Below are 10,515 nucleotides of genomic sequence, written 5' to 3' on the forward strand. Positions count from 1 at the left end.
CCTCTTCATTAAGAACACGTTACCCATAAGAAAAGGCCGGGCCTTTGAGAGAACAATAAAAAATAAACACTCAAAAAGTAAATTCCGAACCTATTCAAACTTTAAACCAGCATACTAATCCTTAACTTAATGACATTGCTCATAGAGGCTACCCTTCACCAGCCGGACAGGCGGTGCATTCCGATCAAGGATAGCCCCTACAGGGCAAAAATTCTTATATGTGATTTTCTACAAAGCGGTAGACCCTACGGGTCATAACTTGCAGTCGCGATCAAGGATTTAAATCCTCTGCTTAGCTTTCAACTCCAAATACCTGTTAATAGTATTAATTGTCAATTCCTGAGGCTTGCTCAGGATAGATTGTATACCATGTTTCGTTAGTTCTTTTACAATCAGTTTTTTATCGTAGGCAAATTTTTCAGCGATGGTTTTAATGTAGATTTCTTCGACATTGTTTGCCTCGTCCTCACTTAGTTTTTCCAGTTCGGTATTTTCAAAAAAGACTACCAATAGCAAATGAAATCTATTGATCCGTTTCAGGAATGGCAACTGCCGCTCCATTGAAGACATGCTTTCGAAATTGGTAAAGAACACCACCAGGCTGCGTTGTTTCAATACATTGCGGATAGTGCTATACAGCACTTCCATGTTAGTTTCCAGGTAGCGGGTTTTTTCTTTGTATAATACCTCTAATATTCGATTGATCTGAACAGCCTTTCGGTCAGCTGGCACTACAGAGCCTAATTTTTCAGCAATGGTGATCAATCCCGCTTTGTCTTCTTTCAATAGGGCGACATTTGATAATACCAAACTCGCATTGATAGCGTAATCCAGCAGACTCAAACCCTCAAAAGGCATTTTCATCGCCCTTGATTTATCGATCACACAATACACATGCTGCGATTTCTCGTCGGTATAAATATTGGTCATCAGGTCGCCGCTACGGGCTGTGGCTTTCCAGTTAATGGTGCGGTAATCGTCACCGGCTACATAATTTTTCACTTGTTCAAATTCCAGGCTATGGCCAAGCCTTCTCACTTTTTTTATACCGATCTCACTCAAACGGTTTGATATGGCCATCAGCTCATATTTGCGCATTTGCAGGAAGGATGGGTAGACAGGTAAAGTCTCCGCCTGATCAATCTTGTATCTCCTTCTGATAAGCCCTAAAGGCGAGCTTACATACACCCTGATATCACCAAATTCATACTCACCGCGTTTGGTGGGGCGCAAAAGATAATTGATGAGTTTATTCTGATAAGGTTTAAGACTGGTTTTAAACCATAAGTCCCTTTTCTGAAACTGGAAAGGTATCTCATCAATTATTCCTACCGAGACATTAAAAGGATAGGCATTTTCAATATATATACCCAATTCGTTCTCGTCACCGTTGCTTAGTCTTTCAGGGGCATGCCGTTTAGCAAATACGCCTTTGGATGTGCGGTAAAGCATAAGCGCATCGGCTAAGAAGAGCAGTATTAATACCCAAAAGGCCAGTTCAGGAATAGCAGCAAACCAGGGAAAGAAAAACGACAGTACAAACAATACCACGCAAATGCCAAGCCCGGTGAAAAGCCGGTTGGTTAAGAAAAGGTCTTTATAAAATAGCCTGAAAAACTTTTTCACTATTGATTAGCGCGGTACCTCAATTTTCTGAATAATCTGTTTGATAATATCATCGGGACTAACGCCTTCCATTTCTTTATCAGGCGTCAGCATAATGCGGTGCCTTAACACGGCAGGCGCTACCCAAACAATATCGTCTGGCGTAACAAAATCACGACCCCTGATAGCTGCCAATGCCTTTGCCGCATTTACTACAGCTAACGAAGCACGCGGCGAGCCACCCAGGTAAAGCGATTTATTGTTGCGTGTCTCGTGGATCACCTTTGCTACAAACTCCAATATCTTAGGCTCAACATGGAAGCCCCTAACCTGGTTGCGAAGCGATATAATATCTTCTTTTGATAAGATCGGTTTCACTTCAGCCAGTTGATCATTCGTTTTATGCTGGTGCTGTTGAGTAACAATCCTTATTTCTTCTTCCAGCGATGGATATTTGATCTCTATCTTAAACAGGAAACGGTCGAGCTGAGCTTCAGGCAAGCGATAGGTACCTTCCTGCTCTACCGGGTTTTGAGTAGCCAGTACGATGAAAGGTTCCTGCATTTTATAATTCTTTCCGTCGATGGTTACCTGGCGTTCTTCCATCACCTCAAACAAAGCCGACTGTGTTTTTGCCGGTGCACGGTTGATCTCATCTATCAGGATAATATTGCCGAATATCGGCCCCTGCTTAAACTCAAAATCGATTGTTTTTGGATTGAAAACTGATGTACCCAGCACGTCCGAAGGCATCAGGTCTGGCGTGAACTGAATACGCGAATACTGCGCATCGATAGCCTTTGCAATCAGCTTGGCAGTTAGCGTTTTTGCCACACCGGGAACGCCTTCTATTAGAACGTGCCCGTCTGCCAGTATGCCCGCAATCAGGAGATCAATACTGTCTTGCTGACCAACGATGATGGTGCCAAGCGTCGCCTTTATCTGGTTTACCGCGGCATTCAGTTTGCCAAGGTCGGTTCGCTGTTCAAAAATTCCTTCTTCCATGTCTACCTGGTTTTTTTATAAAATTGTTCGATCAATTGGTTTAGTCTGATTAATTCGTGATCACCCACCTCGTGCTGTACCAGCACATATTTAATATGGCCGATCAGTTCCTGCGCAAAAGAAAATTCGATACCTGTTTTTTGCGACAAGCGCTCAACGAATTCTGCATCAAGCGGGTTGGTCTTTAGGTAATATTTGGTGCGCAGATGCTCATAAAAGAAAATGATCATCTTTTGCGCGATATTCATGTTGTTACGCTGCTCGTAATATACCTGCCCCACTACATTGACAAACTCGACGGTAGAGTTCTTAAGGGGCTCGATGATCGGGATAATGCGCTGACGGCGTTTCATTTCGTAAAGAATGAATATTACCATGCCCCAAAGACTAATATAATAGGCCCAGCTCAAGGCAGAATGATTAAAAAATACACGCATCGGCGACTCATCTTCCTGTATATCACCGTTCTGATATTCGTCCCAATAAATAGCCTGGCTTTTTGGAAGATAGGACAGCACCTTTGCGGCATAATCATCACCGTGGTTGCTTAGTAAAGCATAATTGCTGAATATCAATGGATTGGCGCATAAAATCAAATTGCCATTGCCGTATTTAAAACTCAGCAGGGTAGCGCGCCCATTTTTATTTTTACATAGTACAACTGCATGCACAGTATCAAAGCTGTAAAAGTATTTGTCGGTAATATCCTTGTCATACTGGTAGCTTTGCTGCCCCTTCAGTTTAGTGTTTGTGAAGTTGAGTTTTTGATCATTCTTTTCACGCTCTACCGCGGTTGAAATATCCAGTGTATCGGCAAGTTTTCCTCCCCAGTCCAAAGTGGATATCAGTATAGAGTTTCCTTTCTCAATGTATGCCACCAGCTCTTTGTAATCATACTTGCCAATGTTTATTGATCTTGATATGATTAGGTAATTGCTGTTAATAGTATTTGATGTATGAAAAAGATCGTACAAGTCCTGGTTGGTATTAGTTACCGTGGCACCCGGGAAAAAATTTTGTAGCTCGTTGTGCAGGATATAAGTGCCATAAGGTATTTTATCCTGGTAATAAAGCGTTGGCTGCCAATTAATGGGTGCAGGTTTATTATACTGTGCTACCAGGTAAATCACCAGCAGGGCAGTCGCTATTGATATGTATATCTTAAAATCCCTCATGCCACCTGCTTGTTAAAATTCCTGAAAGATGAGTCGATAGTTTTATAGGCCTGCTGGTCTATCATAAACTCACCATACCAAACATATTCAAACTGTAAGGTTAGCATCCTGAAAGCATCCTGTTGCTGTCGATTTTGAAGCTCGCTGATATAGGTACTATTTGTTTTGTCGATCTGCCAATCAATGAGCCCGGCATTGCTTAAATGTTTCAGGCATTTCAAATAAAGCAGGCGCACCGCAAAGCGGTAGTTGGCTTTGGCAATGGCATTTTCTATCTCCTCATCGAAGTTGATGGCATTGATATCTTCAAAAAACTCAGAATAAGGTATTGGCGCGCTGGTGGTCTTTTTTCTGAATATTCCAAGCAGGCTGATGCCTTGTGCCTTGAAGATAAAGAATATCAATGCAAATACACCGCCCACTAACAGCAATATTTCTAATGCTTTAAAAAATGCGCTCCAAAAAGTAACTGTGCCTTTTTGAGATTCAAAGTGAGTTAGCCAGTCCCAAAACCAGCGCCAGAAACGGTCCCACCAGGAGATATTGACAGCCGCTTCCTTATAATTAAATTCGGGTTTACTACGATAATTTTTTAATGCTGACTGATCAAAACGACGAACATCCACAGCCGAGGCAGTGTCAACCTTCAATACAGCTTTTTCATGCTTAACCACGGTCGCCTTTTTTTCAGCACCAATGCCTGCATTTATGCCTAGTATAAACAATATCAGGTATAAATAAAACCGCATGTTAATACTCTTCCTGGGTGGTATCTGTATTACTTTGTCCCGTGCCGAACTGATTGATACGCTCCATTAAACCGGTGCCTTCTTTCATTTCGTGCAGGCTGAAATAAATTAAGCAGGTAGCTACCACAGATAGTATGTGGAAAACATGGGAACATTGTTTTAAAGCAGAGGTAATTACTACTCCTGCAATAGATGTGGCGGTTCCTTTGGTCATGTGCATAAAAACACTCCCTGCAGTAAATATTACAGAAGGCAGTACCAATACGCCGGCCGCTACCGAAAGAATCAGCCCTATCACGATCATTACTCCAAAGGTCGTCCACCAGCTATCCTTTATTAACCGAAAGCTTTGATTGAAGGCATATCCAAAGCTTGCATTTTCTACCACTATAATTGGAAACACTAATGACATTATAGGATAGAGGTATATCCCCGGGACGAGGCAAAGAAAACAAGCCAGAATGGTTAATATCGAAACAACAAAGGCACTGCCTGCGACGCGCAAAAAATAGAATTTGAAATAACCCCACATTTCTTCAGTCGAAGGCACCTCGTTTCCTTTTTGTTTGTATAGCGCCATAAACGATAATGTCATCACTGTAATTGCCATGTATTCAACCAGCATAAAAAACAAGGTCAAAAAATACGTAGGCGTAAAAGTTGAAAAAGGTCCCATTTGGTTATCAAAACTATTGGGATTAAAATTATTGAACCTGTTCAGCGTTTGAATCTGGTTTAGCGTATCCACTGCGCCAGTGGCGAGCAAGAAAAAGCCGCAAAAGATGAAAAAGTATTTTAAGAGCGGTTTAAAATTTTGTTTGACAAAGGCGAATGTATCACCGATAATTTCCCCGAAATCGCGGGGTTTGGCAAGCTCAATCTTCGAATCCATGTAAGGTCAGGTTTTTATAAAGTTTGTTAGGATAAATAATCACGTACCATATCATAAAGCATAGTGACGACGCTAATATAGTAATACTTAGCCATACCGGCATCTCGGTATGCCGGGTAACGAAGCTTTCAAAAAAGTCAGCAGTAATAAACAAGGGCACCAGGCCAAGCACGATTTTGATACCGTCTTTAGCGCCCTTTTTAAGTGAAATTAAACGGGTATATGTTTTCGGGAACAGGAAGCTATTGCCCAACACCAACCCTGCCGCACCGGCAATAATAAACGATGAAATTTCGATGGTACCATGTATCCAGATAACCAGGATAGACTGCGCACCCAATCCTTTACTGAAAAAAAAGTACTCGAACGCGCCCAGCATTATGCCGTTTTTAAGCATAAAGAACACTGAGCCGACGGAGAATAGGATGCCGCTTACAAACATGATAAAGGATACGAAAATATTATTCGTGCCAATGTAAAAGAACATCAGGAACTCGTTATGGTCTTTATATACGCCGAACGGATCCCCTTTGGCAATATTCTCATTGGTCATGTTCACATAATCGGGGCCCAAAATAAGCTTTAGGAAATTGGGGTCGTATTTGGCCGAAAGGATGCCCATCAGGCAAAAAACTACAAAGAAAATAAAGGAATAAAGCAAAGGCCTTTGGTGGGTTTTAAAAAGTAAAGGCAGCTCATACTTCCAGTACGTAATAAACCGGTTGCTTTTTTCAGATTTATTCTTGTAGATGGACTGATGCAGTTTCGCAGCCAGCCCATTTAAATAAGTGGTAGTTTTCGACTTGGGATAAAATGTCTTGGCATAAGCCAGATCGTCGGTTATTTTAATAAAACGTTCCGCAATTTCATCGGGGTCGTTAGTGATCGACTGCTCAAACTGACTCCACTTCTCGGCATTCTGTTTTACGAATAAAGGCTCACGCATTAATTGCTTCCGGTCTAATCTGGGCTTAAATTACTGACAATAATTTTATCTTTCAACTAAAAAAGTATATTAGTAACAGAATATTTTTTACATGCAGACAATAAAGATAACCACCTCGCAGAACATAGATATCGATTACGAGGTTGCTGGATTAGGTGAACGGATAGTGGCGAGACTGATCGATCTGGCTATTTTTTTCCTGATATACATACTGGCCTTGTTTATCGGCGGTATAACTGACTGGTTTACTCATGGCAGTTTAAGTATCATCATCGCGGTTATTGTATATGCTGTACTTTTCGTTTTTTACGATCTGATCTTCGAGATATTTATGAATGGGCAAAGCATCGGCAAGCGTATTATGAAGATCAAAGTGATCAGTTTGGATGGCGGGCAGCCAAAGATGGGTCAGTACTTTATGAGATGGCTATTCAGGATAGTCGACTTCCTTATCATGTGGCCCGGACTGATTGCGTTAATAGTAGCTGCAGTTAACGAAAAAACACAGCGTATAGGCGATATTGTTGCGGGAACCATCCTGATACGTACTGCACCCCGTACCGGGATCAATAATATTGTTTTTATGCCAACGTATGATGGCTACCAGCCTGTGTTTAAGGAAGCCGGGCAATTAAGCGATAGGGATATTGAGCTGATCCACGAGATCATCAACGCCTATATGAAAACCGGTAACAATGTGGTGGTTTATAACATGGCCCTCCGTGTGAAAGAGCACCTGAGCATAACCCCGCCAAACGGCATGAACGATATGTTGTTTTTACAGACTATCATTAAGGATTATAACCATATCAGCGCTCAACTGGATATTGATACGCTATGATCTCTGATCTCAGTAGCTAATCAGCTTTAATTCGACAATAAATAATTAAAAGGGTATCCAGGTATGTTGCGTATTATCCAGAATATTACAGCCAATGCGCCAACTATTTTAGGAGTTAGCGGATGGTAAATAACTTTCCATCTTAAATCTTTATCCAGGATAACGGATTTTATTTTGAAAAAGAAATGTATAGCGAGGAAAGGAAGGCTGAGAACCAATAACAGATTTTCGCGGGCGGCGCCAATAATATCCCCATGCAGCAATTTATATATAGCCCGCTGCGACCCGCAACCCGGGCAATCATAACCCGTCAGCGTGTGGAATGGGCATTTAGGAAAAAAGCTGTATTCAGCCGGGTTGAAATTATAATAAATTACTGCCAGGGCAGCTATTATAAGTAACGGCAAGGCAAAATACAGCTTTTCTTTACCGGGCATTAAGTGATTAAAAGTTACGGGTCGAGAAGAAACTTATGCCGACAGTAAACATGAGAATAAAATAAATTACTACACCGGCTATGCCGATCCAAAATCCAATTTTGGTCCATTTGGCCGCTTGCTGCGATTGGTATAATGCACCTGCGTAATCGCCCGCATCATATTTGCTGTTCACTGCTGAGGCATAAACAATGCCGGCAATGCCAAAGGGAAGGCAGCAAAATAAAGTAACTAAGATTGATTCGACGAGCCAATTTTTTGGTCTGGGCTGTAACGGTGCGCCTGGTTGTGACTGATCCATTTAATGAAGGGTTTAGAGGTTATAGTTTTAGAATTTTTTCCTGAAAATATTAAATCTTAATCGAAATTTCAAGAAGATAACGTAAAAAGCATGTTATCAATCCTAACTTTGCACCCGATGAAACGCGAACAGATATCCGTATTTGATATTTTTAAGATTGGTATAGGCCCATCCAGCTCACATACGCTTGGGCCTTGGCGGGCAGCGCAGCAATTTGTAGAAACGCTTTCTGCACAAGGCGCGTTGCCGATAGTGACAGGGATAAAAATTCTACTCTACGGCTCTCTGGCTAAAACCGGCAAGGGCCACGGAACAGATATCGCAATACTATTAGGTTTAAGCGGCGATGACCCCGTTACCTTCGATGTAGGCGCCATCGACGGCAAGATAAAAGACATCGAAACCAGCAATCAACTATCATTAGGCAGTACGCAGGATATTGATTTTTCTGTACCTGATGACCTTATCTTCTTATTTAACGAAAGCTTGCCCTATCACCCCAATGCAGTTACCTTCCAGGCATTTTTGGAGACTGGCAAGGCTATTTCAGAAACCTATTATTCTATAGGCGGAGGCTTTGTGGTGAAGGAGGGCGATCAGAGCCAGGGCAAAGCCGAAGTTGATCTGCCTTTCCCGATAGATACCGCCGGCGATCTGCTGCACTGGTGCATCAAAACCGGCCTGAAAATATCCGAAGTGGTGATGGAAAACGAACTGGCCTGGCGCAGCGAAGCCGAAACCCGTGCCGGTATCCTCAACATTTTCCGCGTGATGAAGGAATGCATTTACCGCGGATGCCATACCACCGGCTATTTGCCCGGAGGCTTAAGTGTTGCCCGTCGTGCCGCTACGTTGAACCGCCGTTTGCTGGGCGACCGCGAATATCAGAATTATGACGAATGGGTATCGGCCATCCGCAATACCGGCAATAGTTTCCAGAAAACATTGGATTGGGTAAGCTGCTTTGCGCTGGCCGTGAACGAGGAAAATGCCTCCTTCGGTCGCGTGGTGACGGCGCCTACCAATGGCGCTGCGGGTGTGGTGCCTGCCGTGCTGCAATATTTTATTGTTTTTTGCGATGGCTTCACCGACGAGAAGATCATGCAGTTTATCATGACGGCATCCGAAGTGGGCAGCATCTTCAAAAAAGGCGCCACGCTCTCTGCCGCTATGGGCGGTTGCCAGGCCGAAATAGGCGTATCGTCCGCCATGGCTGCTGCTGCACTTACCGAATGCCTCGGCGGATCGCAGCGACAGGTGCTAATGGCCGCCGAAATTGCCATGGAGCACCACCTCGGCCTCACCTGCGACCCTATCGCCGGACTGGTACAGGTACCCTGCATCGAGCGCAACACCATGGGCGCCATAAAAGCCATCACCGCCTCGCAGCTTGCCCTGCAAACCAACCCCGACAAAGCCAAAGTAAGCCTCGACGCCGTAGTAAAAACCATGTGGCAAACCGCCCTCGACATGAACTCCAAATACAAAGAAACTTCTGACGGTGGCTTAGCAATTAATATCCCGATAAGCTTGCCGGAGTGTTAGGCTTGAAGGAAAATACCGTCATCCCGAACTTGTTTCGGGAACCTACAGGACATTCAAGCTTGCTAGGTCTGCGATTTGCATGTAGCAGACTTGTCTATCTCAGACCTTTATGATGGGGTGCTGAAACAAGTTCAGCATGACGATTTTTAGTTGGCAGTTATTAGTTGGCAGTAAAAAAAAGCCCCGGACAATGCCGGGGCCTGTATATCATGTTTATGGTTTCTGTTATAGCACTGCCACATAAAGGCTTCCTGCGGGAACTACCCTGGTGCTTTGGATAACTGAATATGGCAGGTAAAAATAGCCATTGTTGCCCCATGGCGTGCCCCATGAGTTCTGGACGATAAATACGCCTCCGCCTGGTTGGGTGCTGTCGTTGATGTAGCCTACAATCGGTACGGCGTGGCCGCCCAATAATTTTACGCCCGAAGCAAGGCTGCCGCTTGATGTAAGCGGGTTATAAGTGTAACTGGTTGTGCTCAAGCCTTCAAAATATTTGTAGGTACGGGTATTATCATACACGTTGAAGCCCATCATTACCGGTTTGTTGTTCAAAAGCGCGGTTTTTACGTCGTTTACCAGGTTTGTACCTGAGCTGGAAATAACATAATAACCCGAGGTGGTAGTGGTGCCGCTGCTGTTGGTGCTGCCGCTTTGGGCGCCTATGGTATGGTTATTTGGTGCAACCGGTATAGTGGTAGCGCCATAGTTGTAATAGTTGTATGGGTACACCTTGTAAGGCGAAGCGGTTGGGGTAGCCACATTGTAACCACCTGAACCGGCTACCCACGGATAAGGGTAATTGATCTCCATTGGTATGCCTGCAAATGTGTAACCGTTGTAAGTTAACGCTTTGCCGGTACCGGTGTTGCTTGACAATCCCTGCAAGGTTTCGCCGATGTTCACCATATTGGCACCCGGGTCAGACCCGATGGAGTATTTTTCGATCACCACGCGTTCAACAAAATACAGGAATAGCGGGCTGAATGCTGCCGTCGCATTACTTGGACCGCCGTAGG

11 protein-coding genes are annotated in these 10,515 nt (G+C 43.7%); 2 read left to right on the top strand and 9 right to left on the bottom strand.

Going from position 1 to position 10,515, the window contains the following annotated elements:
- Nucleotides 1–279: 279 nt before the first annotated feature.
- The 6 genes from VIM89_RS18405 to VIM89_RS18430 are packed head-to-tail and all read right to left on the bottom strand — an operon-like array spanning nucleotide 280 to nucleotide 6,372.
- On the bottom strand, nucleotides 280–1,626 hold the full coding sequence (locus VIM89_RS18405; protein WP_488157646.1) for a DUF58 domain-containing protein: 1,347 nt from the start codon (nucleotides 1,624–1,626) through the stop codon (nucleotides 280–282).
- Between the two features lie 6 nt (nucleotides 1,627–1,632).
- Entirely contained in the window at nucleotides 1,633–2,610 is a 978-nt protein-coding gene (locus VIM89_RS18410) for an AAA family ATPase (RefSeq protein WP_488157647.1), read from the bottom strand.
- A 2-nt stretch (nucleotides 2,611–2,612) separates the two neighbouring features.
- Nucleotides 2,613–3,785, bottom strand: a complete 1,173-nt coding sequence (locus tag VIM89_RS18415; RefSeq protein WP_488157648.1) for a DUF4350 domain-containing protein — start codon at nucleotides 3,783–3,785, stop codon at nucleotides 2,613–2,615.
- Nucleotides 3,782–4,534, bottom strand: a complete 753-nt coding sequence (locus VIM89_RS18420) for a DUF4129 domain-containing protein (RefSeq protein WP_488157649.1) — start codon at nucleotides 4,532–4,534, stop codon at nucleotides 3,782–3,784. The genes VIM89_RS18415 and VIM89_RS18420 overlap by 4 nt, the downstream gene beginning before the upstream one ends.
- A 1-nt stretch (nucleotide 4,535) precedes the next feature.
- Nucleotides 4,536–5,426 carry a hypothetical protein gene (locus tag VIM89_RS18425; protein WP_488157650.1) on the bottom strand — a complete coding sequence of 297 codons (891 nt, stop codon included), beginning with the start codon at nucleotides 5,424–5,426 and terminating at the stop codon, nucleotides 4,536–4,538.
- A complete protein-coding gene (locus VIM89_RS18430) occupies nucleotides 5,410–6,372 on the bottom strand; it encodes a stage II sporulation protein M (protein ID WP_488157651.1) in 963 nt (320 codons plus the stop codon). The genes VIM89_RS18425 and VIM89_RS18430 overlap by 17 nt, the downstream gene beginning before the upstream one ends.
- 91 nt (nucleotides 6,373–6,463) lie before the next feature.
- On the opposite strand from VIM89_RS18430, the gene VIM89_RS18435 reads away from it, so the two are divergent.
- Nucleotides 6,464–7,213 carry an RDD family protein gene (locus tag VIM89_RS18435; protein ID WP_488157652.1) on the top strand — a complete coding sequence of 250 codons (750 nt, stop codon included), beginning with the start codon at nucleotides 6,464–6,466 and terminating at the stop codon, nucleotides 7,211–7,213.
- Between the two features lie 26 nt (nucleotides 7,214–7,239).
- Here the strand turns inward: VIM89_RS18435 and VIM89_RS18440 are convergent, their stop codons facing one another.
- Both VIM89_RS18440 and VIM89_RS18445 read right to left on the bottom strand, forming a co-directional pair.
- Complete coding sequence (locus VIM89_RS18440; RefSeq protein ID WP_488157653.1) at nucleotides 7,240–7,650, bottom strand: DUF2752 domain-containing protein; 411 nt, start codon at nucleotides 7,648–7,650, stop codon at nucleotides 7,240–7,242.
- A 7-nt stretch (nucleotides 7,651–7,657) separates the two neighbouring features.
- Nucleotides 7,658–7,951 (bottom strand): CD225/dispanin family protein, encoded by a 294-nt coding sequence (locus VIM89_RS18445; protein ID WP_488157654.1) that lies wholly within the window; start codon nucleotides 7,949–7,951, stop codon nucleotides 7,658–7,660.
- A 117-nt stretch (nucleotides 7,952–8,068) separates the two neighbouring features.
- On the opposite strand from VIM89_RS18445, the gene VIM89_RS18450 reads away from it, so the two are divergent.
- Nucleotides 8,069–9,496 carry an L-serine ammonia-lyase gene (locus tag VIM89_RS18450; protein WP_488157656.1) on the top strand — a complete coding sequence of 476 codons (1,428 nt, stop codon included), beginning with the start codon at nucleotides 8,069–8,071 and terminating at the stop codon, nucleotides 9,494–9,496.
- Nucleotides 9,497–9,721: 225 nt separating this feature from the next.
- On the opposite strand, the gene VIM89_RS18455 is transcribed toward VIM89_RS18450, so the two are convergent.
- Nucleotides 9,722–10,515: C1 family peptidase (locus tag VIM89_RS18455; RefSeq protein ID WP_488157655.1), on the bottom strand; the 794-nt coding region annotated here is incomplete at its 5' end.

It is taken from the genome of Mucilaginibacter sp., from assembly GCF_036568825.1.
Classification (GTDB): Bacteria; Bacteroidota; Bacteroidia; order Sphingobacteriales; family Sphingobacteriaceae; genus Mucilaginibacter.

Bases quoted from the DNA above. Each gene is read 5' to 3' on its own strand.
- VIM89_RS18415 (WP_488157648.1), bottom strand. From the start codon at position 3,785: ATGAGGGATTTTAAGATATACATATCAATAGCGACTGCCCTGCTGGTG.
- VIM89_RS18435 (WP_488157652.1), top strand. From the start codon at position 6,464: ATGCAGACAATAAAGATAACCACCTCGCAGAACATAGATATCGATTAC.
- VIM89_RS18430 (WP_488157651.1), bottom strand. From the start codon at position 6,372: ATGCGTGAGCCTTTATTCGTAAAACAGAATGCCGAGAAGTGGAGTCAG.
- VIM89_RS18425 (WP_488157650.1), bottom strand. From the start codon at position 5,426: ATGGATTCGAAGATTGAGCTTGCCAAACCCCGCGATTTCGGGGAAATT.
- VIM89_RS18420 (WP_488157649.1), bottom strand. From the start codon at position 4,534: ATGCGGTTTTATTTATACCTGATATTGTTTATACTAGGCATAAATGCA.
- VIM89_RS18440 (WP_488157653.1), bottom strand. From the start codon at position 7,650: ATGCCCGGTAAAGAAAAGCTGTATTTTGCCTTGCCGTTACTTATAATA.
- VIM89_RS18445 (WP_488157654.1), bottom strand. From the start codon at position 7,951: ATGGATCAGTCACAACCAGGCGCACCGTTACAGCCCAGACCAAAAAAT.
- VIM89_RS18450 (WP_488157656.1), top strand. From the start codon at position 8,069: ATGAAACGCGAACAGATATCCGTATTTGATATTTTTAAGATTGGTATA.
- VIM89_RS18410 (WP_488157647.1), bottom strand. From the start codon at position 2,610: ATGGAAGAAGGAATTTTTGAACAGCGAACCGACCTTGGCAAACTGAAT.